Origin of the sequence: Streptococcus sp. A25 (assembly GCF_043674095.1) — a bacterium.
In the GTDB taxonomy this organism is placed as follows: domain Bacteria; phylum Bacillota; class Bacilli; order Lactobacillales; family Streptococcaceae; genus Streptococcus; species Streptococcus suis_V.
On sequence record NZ_JBIMJO010000005.1, the window covers coordinates 63,961 to 78,592 of the forward strand.

The window sequence follows — 14,632 nt, forward strand, 5'->3', positions numbered from 1 at the left end:
TTTTTCATAAAAGCAATGAAACATAGATAGATTTATTTTACCAAAAAAACGGACAATTTTCAGTAGTAAAGTCAAAAATCAGCCTTATTGGGCTGATTTTATCTGGGCTGCGGTGCGGGCGACCTTGCTGCTGGCGTATTTGAATTGGATGGATTGTTTTTTTAGGTAGTCGTCAAAGAGGATTTTGCCTTCTTCGGCATCGGCTACTTCAACCTCTAGTTCATAATCAAGAAAGCCGGCATAGTCATTTTCATCCAGGGCCATGAGACCGATAGAGGTCTCTTTTTCATAGCGTTTGGTGGTCAAGCTACCCCAGACGGCTAGGTTATCAAGAGGGACATCGGTGGCTGAAATGATGTCAGTAATCTGTCCTTTTGGCAGTTGAAAATTGGTCAGCAATTGTCGTGCAGTATCGATGTCTAGAGCTTGATTGTATTCCTGATTGCCAATCTCCTGGGGAATTTTTAGGGTCAGCTCTGCCATGTCCTCAAAGGTCCGAATACGGAGGGAAAATCGGTTGCTTTTCATATCTAAATCCGGCGTGTCTATGTAATGATTGGTCTGCATGACAGGCTGGACATCTGCGAAATCGGGTAGCAGTCGAAGATATTCAGATTTGGTTAATAATGTTTTGTACTCAATTTCCAGATGGTTTTTCATACTGTAAACCCCTTTCATATGGTATAATAATCTTTGTGTTATTCTAATACAATTTATAGGATTTGACAAGAAAGGAGCCGTATGGAGTTTAATTGGGAAGAATTTTTAGACCCCTATATTCAGACTGTCGGGGAGTTGAAAATTAAGCTGCGTGGTATTCGAAAGCAGTACCGCAAGTTTAACCGCCATTCTCCCATTGAATTTGTGACGGGGCGGGTCAAGCCTATCGAGTCTATTCAGGAAAAGATGGTTCTGCGGCATATCAAGCTGGAAAATCTGGCCCAGGACATGCAGGACATTGCCGGTCTGAGGATCATGGTCCAGTTTGTGGATGACATTGAGGAGGTCTTGGCTATTTTGCGCAAGCGCAAGGACATGCAGATTGTCCATGAGCGGGACTATATCAAGTACATGAAAGCATCGGGCTATCGTTCCTATCATGTGGTCGTTGAGTATCCGGTGGATACGATCAATGGCAGCAAGACCGTCCTAGCAGAAATCCAGATTCGAACACTTTCTATGAACTTTTGGGCGACTATTGAACATTCGCTTAATTACAAGTATAAGGGAAATTTCCCTGAGGAAATCAAGAAACGGCTGGAAATTACAGCCAAGATTGCCTACGAACTAGACGAGGAGATGCGTAAAATCCGCAACGACATTCAGGAGGCTCAGGCTCTTTTTGACCCTGCCCACCGCAAGTTGAATGACGGTGTCGGAAATAGTGATGATTCAGATGAAGAATACAGATAGAAAAAAAATCGCTCTGCTCGCCAGCCGAAATCCCAAGAGTGAGGCGGTGTCCAAGGAACTTTGGACCAAGCTCAAAGAAGCGAATTTTATCCTCACACCCAAGAATCCAGATATTGTCATTTCCATTGGTGGAGATGGCATGCTCCTGTCGGCCTTTCATAAGTATGAGAAACTCATCGATAGGGTCCGCTTTGTCGGTATTCATACGGGGCATCTGGGTTTTTACACGGATTATCGGGATTTTGAAGTGGACAAGCTAGTAGAGAATTTGAAGTTGGACAGGGGAGCTCGTGTTTCCTATCCCATTCTTAATGTCAAGGTCAAACTCAATGATGGCCGGGTAATCACGGCGCGTGCCCTCAATGAGGCGACTATCAAGCGCCTGACCAAGACCATGGTGGCTGATATTATCATCAACCATGTTCCCTTCGAGCGTTTTCGTGGGGATGGCATATCGGTATCGACACCGACTGGTTCAACGGCCTACAATAAGTCTCTGGGGGGCGCTGTCCTTCATCCGACTATTGAGGCTCTGCAGATTGCAGAAGTGGCCAGTCTGAACAATCGGGTCTACCGGACGCTGGGGTCATCAGTTGTAGTACCAAAAAAGGACAAGATTGTTATCGAGCCCCAGCATGATGACCGCTATTCTATTGCAGTGGACAATAAGACCTATGTCTACGACAATATTGAGAGCATTGAATACCAGATTGACAATAGTAAAATCCATTTTGTCGCATCGCCCAGCCATACTAGCTTTTGGAATCGGGTCAAAGATGCCTTTATCGGCGAGGTGGAGTAATGCGGTTTGAATTTATAGCCGACCAGCACACCAAAATCAAGACCTTCCTGAAGAAACATGGGGTGTCCAAGGGATTGCTGGCTAAAATCAAGTACACTGGTGGAGCTATTTTGGTTAACGACCAGCCACAGAATGCTACTTACTTGCTTGATATTGGCGATAGAGTTACAATTGATATACCAGCTGAAGCGGATTTGACAGGTAGTTTGGAACCTATTTCCTTTCCCCTGGACATTGTCTATGAGGATGACCATTTTTTAGCTATCAATAAGCCGGTTGGCTATGCCTCCATTCCTAGCAGTCTTCATTCGTCGACCATTGCCAACTTTGTCAAGGGTTACTTGGTCGAGCAGGACTATGAAAACAAGCAGGTCCACATAGTGACTCGTCTGGATAGGGATACGTCTGGGGTCATGCTCTTTGCCAAGCACGGCTATGCCCATGCCCGCCTAGACAAGCAGTTGCAGGCCAAGCTGATTCACAAACGCTATTATGCCCTAGTTAAGGGGGGAGGTGTTTTGGAACAGGAAGGGGATATTATTGCTCCGATTGGTCGACCGGAAGATAGTATTATTACCCGTTGTGTGACTAAGACGGGTAAATATGCCCACACTTCCTATAAGGTGGTCCAGTCCTGGGGAGACATTCACCTGGTGGACATTCAGTTGCACACTGGTCGAACCCACCAGATTCGTGTTCATTTTTCCCACATTGGATTTCCTTTGCTAGGGGATGATATGTATGGTGGCAGTTTAGAATGTGGTATTCAACGTCAGGCCTTGCATTGTCACAATTTGGCTTTTGACAATCCTTTCTCAGCCCAAAGGATTTACTTGGAAGCTCCACTTCCAGACGATTTTCAGGCTGTTATTACATCGTTAACTAATAAATAATATTTAAAAGGAGAATTTAAATGGAAATTCGGAATTTATTTGGTGAAATGAAGCAAAAAATCGTAGGTAAAAAACTACGTATTGTTTTCCCAGAAGGTACAGATGAGCGCGTCGTGCGTGCAGCAGCTCGTTTGAAATTTGAAGGTTTGGTAGAGCCTATTATCCTTGGTGTGCCGGAAGATGTTCATACTTTGTTGACAGACTTTGGTTTCTCAAACCCAGGTATCACAGTTATCGATCCGAATAACTATGCCAACTTCGATGCCATGAAGCAAGAATTTGTTACTCTTCGTAAAGGAAAAGTTGATGAGGCACAAGCAGATGAAATTTTGCGTGATGTTAACTACTTTGGTGTGATGTTAGTGCAAATGGGATTAGCAGAAGGTATGGTTTCAGGTGCTATCCACTCAACTGCTGATACTGTTCGTCCTGCTCTTCAAATTATCAAAACCAAGCCAGGTGTTAAGCGTACTTCGGGCGTTTTCTTGATGGTGAAAGACCAGCACAAGTTTGTCTTTGGTGACTGTGCAATTAACATTGAACCCGATGCTGAGACCTTGGCTGAGATTGCCATCCAATCAGCAGAAACTGCTAAGACATTTGGAATCGATCCAAAAGTAGCTATGATTTCATACTCAACAAAAGGTTCAGGTTCAGGTCCACGTGTTGATAAGGTAGTGGAAGCAACTCGCCTGGCTCAGGAACTTCGTCCAGATCTATTGATTGATGGAGAATTGCAGATGGATGCTGCCCTGGTTCCAGATACAGCTCGTTTGAAAGCACCTGGAAGTCCAGTAGCAGGTCAAGCCAATGTCTTTGTCTTCCCGGCTATTGAAGCAGGCAACATTACTTACAAAGTAGTTGAACGTCTTGGAGGCTACGAAGCGGTTGGTCCTGTTTTGCAAGGTTTGAACAAACCAGTAAATGACCTGTCTCGCGGTTGTAGTTCAGAAGATGTATACAAACTCGGTATCATCACAGCAGCTCAGGCTGTAGACGCTTTGTAAGCTTATGACATTTATCCTACGATATGTCAGGGATTACCTGAAAGAAGTTACGCTGGCTCCTCTCTTCAAACTGTTGGAGGCCTGCTTTGAACTCCTTGTTCCCTTGGCTATTGCCCATATCGTTGATACAATTATTCCACATGGCAATCAGGGGGACCTGGTTGCTATGCTTTTACTCCTGACAGGGTTGGCAATTGTGGGAGTTCTAGTATCTATTTTAGGGCAATATTATTCAGCCAAGGCAGCAGTTGGGGTGACCAAGCAGTTGACAGAAGACCTGTTTGAAAAAGTCTTATCTTTGCCGCAAGCTAGTCAGGATACTTTGTCCCGCTCATCAATTTTGACGCGCTTGACCAGTGATACCTTGCAGATTCAAGCAGGAATCAATATTTTCTTGCGCCTGTTTCTACGGGCTCCGATTGTGGTCTTTGGTGCTCTCTTCATGGCCTTCTATATCAGTCCTAGCCTTTCTCTCTATTTTCTGGGGATGATTGCTGTTTTGCTGGTGATTGTGGCAGGCATTACGGTGGCTGTCAGTCGCTATCTCTTATCGATTCGTAGAGATTTGGATAGCTTGGTAGGGCAGGTGCGTGAAACGGTTACGGGCTGGCGGGTCATTCGTGCCTTTGGCCAGGTAGCGAGAGAAGTTGCTCAATTTCAAGCCCTCAATCTGGCCTATAAAAATAGACAGTTACAGGCTGGTTACTGGTCTAGCCTGCTGTCGCCACTGACTTTTCTGGTGGTTAATGCGACCTTGATGATTTTGATTTGGCAGGGAAATCTAGCCATTTCTAACAATCTGCTAGAGCAAGGGATGCTGATTGCCCTAATCAATTATCTCTTGCAAATCTTGGCGGAGCTAGTCAAGATGGTCATGGTTGTCTCATCTATCAACCAGTCTTATATCGCTGGTCAACGGATTCAGGAAATTTTCAAGCAAGAATCCGAAGACCTGGAAGGCACTCTGCCAGTCCTGCAAGCCAATGACCCAGCTGATGTTTTTGCACTATACAAGCTGGATTTTGCCTATCCCAATGCTGCTGAACAGGCCCTGTCAGGAATTTCTATTCAGATAAAGAAAGGTCAGTTTATCGGCATCATCGGTGGTACGGGTGCTGGTAAGACGACCTTGGTCAATCTCTTACAGGCCTTTTATCCGATGCCAGCTAATCAATTGATGTACTTTATTGATGGAAAGAGTCCTGTGAATCTCAAAACCTGGCGGGCTAATTGTGCCACCGTTGCCCAGCAGGCTCAGCTCTTTGCTGGAACTGTCCGCTCAAATCTTACCTTGGGACTGGCTGATAGTTCCGAAGAACGCATTTGGTGGGCCCTGAAGATTGCTCAGGCGGATGGATTTGTGGCAGAAAAGGGCGGTTTGGATAGTCCTGTAGCAGCCTTTGGGAAGAATTTTTCCGGTGGACAACGGCAACGGTTGACCATTGCGCGTGCTCTCTTGAAAGAAGCACCTGTTTTGATTTTGGATGATGCGACGTCGGCCCTGGACTATCTGACAGAGAGCCGTCTCTTGCAGGCTATCAAGGAGGAATTGCCTGACCAAACCTTGATTATGGTGTCTCAACGGACCAATAGCCTGAAGACTGCGGATCAGATTTTGGTTCTGGACCAGGGACAGCAGGTGGGGCTAGGTCGTCATCAAGACTTGCTAGAAAGCTCTGCTATTTACCGTGAAATTGACCAATCCCAGCATGGAGAGGAGGGCAGCCATGAAGAAAACTAGTCTGCATCAATTGACAAGCCTGGTCCTAAAACAGCCCATTCGTCTGATTCTGCTCTTGCTGGCGACACTGGCTCAGGTCCTTCTGACCGTCTATCTTCCTATCCTTATCGGTCGGGCAGTCGACGCGGTCTTGGTAGCAGATAGCCAGGTCTTGCTGGAGATTCTGCTGCAGATGTTTGTCGTCATTCTGGCCAATGGCCTGGTCCAGTGGTATCTGCCCTTGGTCACCAATCGCCTGGTCTATGATATGGTGGCAGACTTGCGGGAGCAGGTCTATGTCAAATTGCACCAGTTGCCCCTTTCCTATCTGGATAGGCAGTCAACGGGGGACTTGGTTGCACGATTTTCCAGTGATAGTGAACAGCTGACTAACGGTCTTTTGATGGTCTTCAACCAGTTTTTCGCTGGAATTTTGACCATTCTCTTGACCATTTTTACCATGGCAGGTTTGGATCTTGTCATGATGCTTTTGGTTGTTGCCTTGACCCCACTGTCTCTTTTTGTGGCGCGTTTTATTGCAAAGAAGAGCTATACTTACTACAGTCGCCAGACCCAGGCGCGTGGGCAGCAAGCTCAGCTCTTAGAGGAGACCATTAGCCAGCTCAGTCTGGTGCAGGCCTTCAATGCCCAAGACCAGTTTAAGAAGCAGTTCCAGCAGGTCAATGGCGACTACGCTCATTATTTGCAGAAAGCAATATTTGCTTCGTCTACGGTTAATCCGACTACCCGATTTGTCAATGCCTTGATTTATGCGCTTTTGACAGGTCTTGGAGCACTTCGCATCATGCAGGGGACCTTTACAGTCGGCTCTCTGACCACCTTTCTCAACTATGCCAGCCAGTACAGCAAACCTTTTAACGATATTTCTTCTGTCCTATCGGAATTGCAGAGCGCTTTAGCTTGTGCAGACAGGCTATTTGCCCTTGTTAATCTAGCTAGCGAAGAGGATAGGGCAGAGCGGACAATTGACTCGGATCAGTTGCAGGGGGCTATTTCCTTTGAAAATGTATCTTTCTCTTATCAGCCTGAAAAATCGCTCATTGAGGACCTGGCGATTGATGTTACCTCTGGTCAAAAGGTGGCTATCGTTGGTCCGACTGGCGCAGGGAAATCGACCATGATTAATCTGCTCATGCGTTTTTACGATGTCAATGCTGGCCAGATTGTCCTGGATGGTGTGCCTATTTTCCAATACAGCCGAGAGGATTTGCGGCGGCAGATTGGCATGGTTCTCCAAGAAACCTGGATAAAATCAGGAACTATCCATGAAAATATTGCCTATGGATATCCTCATGCGACTAGGGAATGGGTTATCGAGGTGGCCAAGGCAGCCAATGCGGATTTCTTTATTCGTCAATTGCCCCAAGGATATGATACTGTCCTGACAGATGGCGGCGCCTCTCTATCGCAGGGTCAACGGCAATTGCTGTCGATTGCGCGCGTTTTTGTCAAAATCCCTAAAATCTTAATTTTGGATGAGGCGACCTCGTCGATTGACACACGGACGGAGTTATTGGTTCAAGAAGCCTTTGCCAAATTGATGCAAGGACGGACCAGCTTTATCATTGCCCATCGCCTATCAACCATCCAATCAGCTGACTTGATTTTGGTCATGGTAGATGGAAAAATTGTCGAACAAGGCAATCATAGGGAATTGATGGATGCGCAAGGTTTTTATTACCAGATGCAGATGAGCCAGCAGGCTGCTGAACAGTAGGTAAGCAACATTTCATACTACAGACAGGGAGTTAGTCACAGCTAGCTCCCTTTCTTTGTGCTATACTAGAATTATGTTAGATTTGAAAGAATATGGAATTGACATGTGGTCAGAAGAGAAGATTGTCGCCTTTCGCAAGGCTCTTCTTGATTGGTATGATGAGCACAAACGAGACCTGCCTTGGCGACGAACATCGGATCCCTACGCCATTTGGGTGTCGGAGATTATGTTGCAACAGACGCGTGTGGATACGGTCATTCCTTACTATGAGCGCTTTCTCCACCATCTGCCGACCATCAGAGACTTGGCAGTGGCACCGGAAGAAGTCATTCTCAAATTGTGGGAAGGGTTGGGCTATTATTCTCGTGTCCGCAATATGCAAAAAGCGGCCCAAGAGATGGTCGAACGGTTCGATGGTTCCTTCCCCAAGACACAAGCAGAAATTTCCAGTCTAAAAGGCATTGGTCCCTACACAGCTGGTGCTATTTCTAGCATTGCCTTCGGTTTGCCGGAGCCTGCGGTAGACGGCAACGTCATGCGCGTGCTCAGCCGTTTGTTTGAAGTGGATTATGATATTGGTCTCCCTGCGAATCGCAAGATTTTTCAAGCCATGATGGACATCTTGATTGACCCAGCTAGACCGGGAGACTTTAACCAAGCCCTGATGGATTTGGGTTCAGATATTGAGGCGCCTGCCAATCCACGGCCAGAAGAAAGTCCCGTGAAGGACTTTAGTGCAGCCTATCGCAATGGCACAATGGACAAATATCCTATCAAGGTACCCAAGAAAAAGCCTGTCCCAGTCGCCTATCAAGGCTTTCTCATTCGCAATCAGGATAATCAATTTCTCCTTGAGAAAAATACCGACGCTGGACTCTTATCAGGATTTTGGTCTTTTCCGCTTTTGGAAAAAGGGGCTATCCTAGCCAAACAAGTTTCCTTGTTTGAAGTGGCAGAAGAGCCGGAGCAGCCTGATATGAAGCTGCGCTTTACAGAAGAATATGGTCTGACTATTGACTGGCAGGAGCAAGAATTTGAGACCATTCAGCATATTTTCAGCCACCGCAAATGGCAGATTGAGTTGATAGAAGGAGTGGCAAGTCAGTCGGATTTACCAGCTAATCGTGAATTAAAATGGGTTTCGGTTGAAGATTTTCATACCTATCCCTTTGCCAAGCCACAGCAGAAAATGTGGGATGAATTTAACAAAAATTTTAAAAAATAAGTTTGTTTTTTGCACACAATTATTTGAATTTATTTTGAAAAAGTGTTATATTAACATTGTAGATAGAAAGATGATTTCATTTATTCTTTAGCAAACTAGCTATTGCCCCTAAGGCAGTAACTAGAGGAAGGTCTGCTTCAGTCCCACCCATCTATTTATGATATTCTTTATTCACAACCTTATTTTCATTGGCTTGCTGCCCGTTCAAACTTGGGAAATACCGACCTGGTATTTCCAGAGAAGATCGTCAGTCATTGATTGATTTTCGGATATTATATTTAGAACACTGTAAAAAATAAAGCAATCTCCACACTTTAGACAATTGAAAATTAATAGAAAATGGGTAGCAATCGAAGCATATTAGTTTTTAATCATTAACTTCTGGAGTCGGACCTTCCTGATAATAACCACTAACCGAGTTTCAAACGAAGCTCGGTTTTTGAGTTTTTAGGTTCTTCCAACCACAAGTCATTGATTGGGTTAGTGACCGAGCAGAAGCGGTTGTGATAGTGATTGGATGAATGAATTTCTACACCAATTGTCAGAAGCTTATCAGATGCTACATTATTCTAGTCATGGACAATGCCATCTGGCATAAATCTCAGACATTGAATATCTCTGAGAATATAGCATTTAACTTTATTCCACCTTACACACCAGAGATGAACCCTATTGAGTAAGTCTGGGCCGAAATCCGCAAACGTGGTTTCAAGAATAAGATATTTAGAAGCTTGAATGAGGTTATTGATAAACTTCAAGAGGTTATTCAAAACCTATCTCCTTCTCAACTCAAATCAATTGTACGTAGAGATTGGAGTTTGGCTATTTTTGATTTTAGTTGAGTATAAACATGTCCATAGTGATGACTTTAACACGGTTTCTAGCTTGTGTGGAATAGCGCAGGAAATGATTTCTGATTGTGGCTTGTGTGCGTCCGTCAAGGATTGTAATGACTTTTAGCGAGTCAAAATCCTGAGCGATGAAACTCATTTTTCCTTTCTTGAAACTAGCTCAAACAGTCTATCCCCAGACTGTTTGACTCCCAGCTCATATTTTCAGGCAACCAATTCCAGTCGGTTTTAAATTGGAACTCATTTAGCTTGCGAATGACAGTTGAGGTAGAGAGATGGCAAGACGCTTAGTGATGTCGGTCATAGACTGTTTTTCAATGAGAGGTTGAGCTATTTTCTGGTGAACAATGGTTGAGATTTGGTGGTTTTTCTAGATCAGAGAGGTTTCTGTGACAGCCATTTTTCCGCAATTTTTACAGCGGAAACGGTGCTTTTTCAGGCGAATGAGAATTCGGTAACCAGCACACTCTAAGTAAGGAATTTTAGAGGTTTTCTGGAAATCGTATTTAGTCATTTGATCATGACAAGAGTGGTATTTAGGAGCTAAATAATCCAGTTTGGCAAGAATTTCCTTGTGATAAGTGCAGTCCTCATAGTCCAAAATAGTGATGTTGGGGTCTTTCGTTCCCAGTAAGTTTGTGATACTATCCTCGCTTTATTATTTCTGGGCTCGGGGATAAACAGTCACTTCCCTGACTATTTATCTATTCCATATGATTCCTTTTTAATGATGGTTTAGACGCTTTTCATTTTAGGTCATGTGGGACTTTTTTTCTATACTCAAAAAGGCTCCATAATCTCCATAGGGGATTTACCCACTACAGTCTTATAGAGCCCAGTTTTGTGGGTGGTTTTTGGTGTGTAGTAACGGGATGTCAATTTATTCATTCAGAAAATATAGAGCGTTTTCATTTTTTGTGATATAATAATCATAGTAAAAAGTGAGGAAAAGCCAATGACAGAGATTGATTATGGAAAAGTTACCGGTCTAGTTCATTCTACCGAAAGTTTTGGTTCAGTTGATGGACCTGGTGTTCGCTTTGTGGTCTTCATGCAAGGCTGTCACATGCGTTGCCAGTATTGTCACAATCCTGATACCTGGGATTTGGTTAACCCGGCAGCAACCGAGCGTACTGCTGAGGATGTCCTAAAAGAAGCTCTGCGTTTTCGGATGTTCTGGGGCAAGGAAGGGGGGATTACGGTGTCTGGTGGTGAAGCGACCATTCAGATTGATTTCTTGATTGCTCTCTTTACCCTGGCAAAAGAAAAAGGCATCCATACGACTTTAGATACCTGTGCCCTGACCTTCCGTTCGACTGAGCGTTATTTGGAAAAATACAACCGTCTCATGGAAGTGACCGACTTGGTGCTCTTAGATATCAAGGAAATCAATCCTGACCAGCATCGTATTGTTACAGGTCATAGTAATAAAACTATTTTAGAGTGTGCTCGTTACCTATCGGATATTGGCAAGCCTGTTTGGATTCGACATGTCTTGGTGCCTGGATTGACAGACCGAGATGAGGACCTGGTTGAGTTGGGCAAATTTGTTAAAACCTTGAACAATGTCGAGCGCTTTGAAGTTCTGCCTTATCACAATTTAGGTGAATTTAAGTGGAGAGAGTTGGGGAGACCTTACCCGCTGGAGGGGACAAAACCGCCGACTAGGGCGCGTGTGGAAAATGCAAAGACCTTGATGGAGACGGAGTCTTATCAGGATTATTTGAATCGGATTAGAGGATGATTGAGAAAGATAGATTTATTCAGAACAAAGAAAAATTCGCTATATTTTCTGTGGTTAGCCTTCTTTTGATGACCTTGCTGAGTGGTTGGATTGTTTTTGATAAGATGGAATCCCCAGCTGTTGATAGTGGTCTGACACAGAAGCAGAGGACTATCAATCAAATGATGGAAGGTATGACCATAGAGGATAAGATTGGTCAATTATTTTTAGGGCATATTCCTGAGCAAGAGGCTGAACAGATTGTTGGGGCCTATTATCTAGGAGGTTATATGCTGGAATCCAAAGATGTAGAAGGTAAGTCGCTGAGTCAGCTAAAAAAAGACTTGGCAAGCTATCAAAAAGCCTCCAATATCCCCTTACTTTTGGCTTCCAATGAGGAGGGAGGAGCTGTTAGTCAAATTAGTCCGATCTTGAAAGAACCTTTTGCATCACCGATGGAATTGTATGATGAGGGAGGTTTGGATGCTGTCCTGGAGGGAGCAAAATCCAAGGTTTCGGTTCTAAAGGATTTAGGTATTTCAGCGGGCTTTTTCCCGATTGCTGATGTTGTAACCAATCCCAGTTCACCCATTTATGAACGGACACTAGGCCAGGATGCCATGACAACATCTGACTACGTTCGTGAGGTTGTCACATTGCTCAAGGAAGAAAATTTCCTATCTACCTTGAAGCATTTCCCTGGTTCGAGTGAGACGGGTGATGCGATTACGGGGCTGGTCTATGATGACCGTCCTGTAGATGAATTGAGAAAGCAGGATTTCTTACCGTTTGAGGCAGGGATTGAAGCAGGAGCGGACTCAGTCATGGTCAGTCACATTATTCTGACTGCTGTTTCAGACCAACCGTCCTCTATATCACCTGAGGTGATGGCTATTTTACGTCAGGAGCTGGGCTTTGAGGGGGTTATTTTGACAGATGATTTTGATAAATTGGGTTTGTCAGAATTTCTTGATCAAAATGAAGCAGCCCTTCAGGCAATCGAGGCGGGGGCGGATATGATTTTGTCTTCCAACTTTACGAGTCAGATTCCCTATCTTTTGGACCAGGTAAAAAGAGGAAAACTAAGCGAGGACCGCATTGAGCAATCAGTGGAACGGATTTTGGGGATGAAATACGATTTAGGTTTGATAAAATAAAAGAGGTTAGGTATCTGTCTAACCTCTTATTTCGTTTGGTAGATCAATCGGGTCCTGATGCCGTCCACATCGACAAAGGCGACTTCTTGGGTGGCAAGGTGCAGGTCAAGTCCTGCGGTCTGGGCACGTTTAATGGTGGCTTGGAAGGCTTGGATGTCTGTATAGACTATAGTGTAGTAGGCCAATCCTGGCATGCCTTCTGTTCGTGTCTGGAGTTCTTTTCCTCCCCATTCATTGACAGCTAGGTGGTGATGGTAGTCGCCTGAGGCTAGCCAGGCTGCAGATGGGACCGAGAATTTATCCTCAACAGCTAGGACTTCTTGGTAAAATCGGCTAGAAGCGGCGCTTTCTCGGACAGATAGATGGACATGACCCATGCGACTGCCAAGGGGCATCTGATAGGCTGCGTCAGCTTTTTTCCCTAAAGCATAGATCGTTTCAGCATCCATAGGCTCAGTGATGCCAACGATGCGTCCATCTGGGCGGACATCCCAAGAGTCTTGCGGGAGGTCGCAGTAAATTTCGATGCCGTTACCTTCGGTGTCGGCTAGGTAAATGGCTTCGCTGTAACCGTGGTCGCTGGCGCCTTGGAGGGGAATCTTATTGTCGATAAAGTGGCGGAAAATGGTCCCCAGGTCCTCACGGCTAGGTAGGACAATGGCCAAGTGGTAGAGTCCGTAGCTGCTGTGGACTTCGTCTTTCTGCTCTGTTTGAATCAGGCGGACAAGGGTGGTCTGTCCGACACCAAGGTCAATCTGTTTAGAGTTTTCAGTCAGAACTTGGAGGCCCAATACCTGCTGGTAAAATCGGCTTTGGAGTTCTAAATTGCGGACATTGAGGGCAACATGGCCCAGCTCAAATTGGGAATTGTACATAGGGATACCTGGCTTTCGGATACAATTTATAGGAATTTTCGAGTTACTTAGTATCTTTTGGTGAAGTAATGTGTGACGAATAGACTTTTGAAAATTGATTTTTATCTCATAGCTTTCTCAACAAATGCGCTATCTACGATTTGGATAAAGTGTGTAATTCTATTTTCAGCATTAAAATCGTAAATATGGACAAAGTCTGCTTGAAAGGATTTCTCAGTAAGCTTGTAGGTTCCCTTGTAGTAGCCGTAAACCATGACACGGTTTCCTGAAAAGGCGTAATCAACAGGTGTGGCACTATAATTGGTCCATTCAGAACCTAGTCTTGCATGGACGTTTTCAATCACTGCATCTGGACCGATATAGGTACCAGCATAGGGAAAGCCTGCAGCTTCTGTCCAAGAGATATCAGCAGCCAAATGGCTCTTGAAATCTTCTATTCGACCTTGAGCAGTAGCTAGATAAGTCTCTTCTAAAATATTTTTATATAATTGATTGTTTGACATAGGTATTTTCTTTTCTATTGAGCAACTGCCTCTTGGAAATTTTTTTCCAAATCGTCTACTGTGCGAACTTTATTGATAAGATTAAAGAAGTTTCCGTCTTTTTCAAGTAACAAGGTTGGGAAAGAGGTTACCCCCATTTCATAAGCCTTGATAAAGTCAGGGTGTAGACTTTCTGGTTGATTCAAGATGCTTGATAGTTCTTCCATAGCCTTTGTGGGTAACTGATAGCTACCGATTAGGCTGGTGTAACTGTCTGCTAAACTGAGATCTAACCCTTCTTCAAAAAATAAGGCTTGAATGTCTAATGTTAGCTGAGCATGGTTAGGTGTCTCAACATAGTTTTTCAAGACTGAGTAGGCTCTAGCCGGACCGAGGGAGTCCATGGTAAAGTCCTTATCCTTAAACAATTGATTGTAGTTATCGCCAAAAGACATTTGGTAATAGCTTTCGATTTGTTTGTTGATGGTCTGTGCCTGCTGGAAATCAGCCATTTTCTTTTTGTTATCGCCGACAAACAAGCCTCCGTTAATGACCTCTATTTCTATGTCAGGATGGTCTTGCATGAATTTTGTGAAAATGTGGTTAAAGCCGTAGGTCCAACCACAATAAGCATCGATGATGTAATATAGTTTCATTTTAATCTTCTTTCATCTTATTTTCTTGGTTTTTGATTAGAATTTAGCATTGCTATTGGAAGTTTTGGAATTTTCCTCGATTGGCTCAAC

General features: G+C 44.3%; 13 protein-coding genes and 2 pseudogenes. 10 read left to right on the forward strand and 5 right to left on the reverse strand.

Features of this window, described 5'->3' with window-relative positions; genetic code table 11:
* Positions 1–84 precede the first annotated feature (84 nt).
* A complete protein-coding gene (locus tag ACHBID_RS03345; protein WP_394731506.1) occupies positions 85–660 on the reverse strand; it encodes a CYTH domain-containing protein in 576 nt (191 codons plus the stop codon).
* Between the two features lie 81 nt (positions 661–741).
* On the opposite strand from ACHBID_RS03345, the gene ACHBID_RS03350 reads away from it, so the two are divergent.
* The 8 genes and pseudogenes from ACHBID_RS03350 to ACHBID_RS03385 form a co-directional block, all read left to right on the forward strand.
* Positions 742–1,413 carry a GTP pyrophosphokinase family protein gene (locus ACHBID_RS03350; protein WP_105161140.1) on the forward strand — a complete coding sequence of 224 codons (672 nt, stop codon included), beginning with the start codon at positions 742–744 and terminating at the stop codon, positions 1,411–1,413.
* The gene (locus tag ACHBID_RS03355; protein WP_105161202.1) at positions 1,397–2,215 is read left to right on the forward strand and encodes an NAD kinase; all 819 of its coding nucleotides are present in this window, start codon (positions 1,397–1,399) and stop codon (positions 2,213–2,215) included. Before ACHBID_RS03350 ends, ACHBID_RS03355 begins: the two co-directional genes overlap by 17 nt.
* On the forward strand, positions 2,215–3,108 hold the full coding sequence (locus ACHBID_RS03360) for an RluA family pseudouridine synthase (RefSeq protein WP_105161141.1): 894 nt from the start codon (positions 2,215–2,217) through the stop codon (positions 3,106–3,108). The genes ACHBID_RS03355 and ACHBID_RS03360 overlap by 1 nt, the downstream gene beginning before the upstream one ends.
* Positions 3,109–3,128: 20 nt before the next feature.
* Positions 3,129–4,115 carry a phosphate acetyltransferase gene (gene pta, locus ACHBID_RS03365; RefSeq protein WP_394731505.1) on the forward strand — a complete coding sequence of 329 codons (987 nt, stop codon included), beginning with the start codon at positions 3,129–3,131 and terminating at the stop codon, positions 4,113–4,115.
* A gap of 4 nt (positions 4,116–4,119) precedes the next feature.
* A complete protein-coding gene (locus ACHBID_RS03370) occupies positions 4,120–5,856 on the forward strand; it encodes an ABC transporter ATP-binding protein (protein ID WP_394731504.1) in 1,737 nt (578 codons plus the stop codon).
* Positions 5,825–7,573 carry an ABC transporter ATP-binding protein gene (locus ACHBID_RS03375; RefSeq protein WP_394731503.1) on the forward strand — a complete coding sequence of 583 codons (1,749 nt, stop codon included), beginning with the start codon at positions 5,825–5,827 and terminating at the stop codon, positions 7,571–7,573. Before ACHBID_RS03370 ends, ACHBID_RS03375 begins: the two co-directional genes overlap by 32 nt.
* Before the next feature lie 73 nt (positions 7,574–7,646).
* Positions 7,647–8,798: an A/G-specific adenine glycosylase gene (gene mutY / locus ACHBID_RS03380; RefSeq protein WP_394731502.1), complete on the forward strand. Its 1,152-nt coding sequence runs from the start codon at positions 7,647–7,649 to the stop codon at positions 8,796–8,798.
* Between the two features lie 499 nt (positions 8,799–9,297).
* Positions 9,298–9,640: pseudogene (locus tag ACHBID_RS03385) on the forward strand (transposase); the annotation flags it as partial.
* A gap of 4 nt (positions 9,641–9,644) precedes the next feature.
* Here ACHBID_RS03385 and ACHBID_RS03390 read toward each other — a convergent pair.
* Positions 9,645–10,292 (reverse strand): annotated as a pseudogene (locus tag ACHBID_RS03390) (transposase); the annotation flags it as partial.
* Positions 10,293–10,604: 312 nt separating this feature from the next.
* Between ACHBID_RS03390 and pflA the strand changes: the two are divergent.
* Positions 10,605–11,393 carry a pyruvate formate-lyase-activating protein gene (pflA, locus tag ACHBID_RS03395; protein WP_105110643.1) on the forward strand — a complete coding sequence of 263 codons (789 nt, stop codon included), beginning with the start codon at positions 10,605–10,607 and terminating at the stop codon, positions 11,391–11,393.
* The gene (locus ACHBID_RS03400) at positions 11,390–12,529 is read left to right on the forward strand and encodes a glycoside hydrolase family 3 N-terminal domain-containing protein (protein ID WP_394731501.1); all 1,140 of its coding nucleotides are present in this window, start codon (positions 11,390–11,392) and stop codon (positions 12,527–12,529) included. Before pflA ends, ACHBID_RS03400 begins: the two co-directional genes overlap by 4 nt.
* Before the next feature lie 26 nt (positions 12,530–12,555).
* On the opposite strand, the gene ACHBID_RS03405 is transcribed toward ACHBID_RS03400, so the two are convergent.
* From ACHBID_RS03405 to ACHBID_RS03415, 3 genes are all read right to left on the reverse strand, one after another.
* Positions 12,556–13,404, reverse strand: coding sequence for a VOC family protein (locus tag ACHBID_RS03405; protein ID WP_394731500.1), 849 nt, complete (start codon positions 13,402–13,404; stop codon positions 12,556–12,558).
* 101 nt (positions 13,405–13,505) lie between these two features.
* A complete protein-coding gene (locus tag ACHBID_RS03410; protein ID WP_105161148.1) occupies positions 13,506–13,907 on the reverse strand; it encodes a nuclear transport factor 2 family protein in 402 nt (133 codons plus the stop codon).
* Between the two features lie 14 nt (positions 13,908–13,921).
* A complete protein-coding gene (locus tag ACHBID_RS03415) occupies positions 13,922–14,542 on the reverse strand; it encodes a thioredoxin (RefSeq protein ID WP_394731499.1) in 621 nt (206 codons plus the stop codon).
* Positions 14,543–14,632: the final 90 nt, after the last annotated feature.

What these genes read in the sequence shown, in the direction of transcription:
- ACHBID_RS03345 (WP_394731506.1), bottom strand. Translation starts at nt 660, where the DNA reads ATGAAAAACCATCTGGAAATTGAGTACAAAACATTATTAACCAAATCT.
- ACHBID_RS03350 (WP_105161140.1), top strand. Translation starts at nt 742, where the DNA reads ATGGAGTTTAATTGGGAAGAATTTTTAGACCCCTATATTCAGACTGTC.
- ACHBID_RS03355 (WP_105161202.1), top strand. Translation starts at nt 1,397, where the DNA reads ATGAAGAATACAGATAGAAAAAAAATCGCTCTGCTCGCCAGCCGAAAT.
- ACHBID_RS03360 (WP_105161141.1), top strand. Translation starts at nt 2,215, where the DNA reads ATGCGGTTTGAATTTATAGCCGACCAGCACACCAAAATCAAGACCTTC.
- pta (WP_394731505.1), top strand. Translation starts at nt 3,129, where the DNA reads ATGGAAATTCGGAATTTATTTGGTGAAATGAAGCAAAAAATCGTAGGT.
- ACHBID_RS03370 (WP_394731504.1), top strand. Translation starts at nt 4,120, where the DNA reads ATGACATTTATCCTACGATATGTCAGGGATTACCTGAAAGAAGTTACG.
- ACHBID_RS03375 (WP_394731503.1), top strand. Translation starts at nt 5,825, where the DNA reads ATGGAGAGGAGGGCAGCCATGAAGAAAACTAGTCTGCATCAATTGACA.
- mutY (WP_394731502.1), top strand. Translation starts at nt 7,647, where the DNA reads ATGTTAGATTTGAAAGAATATGGAATTGACATGTGGTCAGAAGAGAAG.
- pflA (WP_105110643.1), top strand. Translation starts at nt 10,605, where the DNA reads ATGACAGAGATTGATTATGGAAAAGTTACCGGTCTAGTTCATTCTACC.
- ACHBID_RS03400 (WP_394731501.1), top strand. Translation starts at nt 11,390, where the DNA reads ATGATTGAGAAAGATAGATTTATTCAGAACAAAGAAAAATTCGCTATA.
- ACHBID_RS03405 (WP_394731500.1), bottom strand. Translation starts at nt 13,404, where the DNA reads ATGTACAATTCCCAATTTGAGCTGGGCCATGTTGCCCTCAATGTCCGC.
- ACHBID_RS03410 (WP_105161148.1), bottom strand. Translation starts at nt 13,907, where the DNA reads ATGTCAAACAATCAATTATATAAAAATATTTTAGAAGAGACTTATCTA.
- ACHBID_RS03415 (WP_394731499.1), bottom strand. Translation starts at nt 14,542, where the DNA reads ATGAAACTATATTACATCATCGATGCTTATTGTGGTTGGACCTACGGC.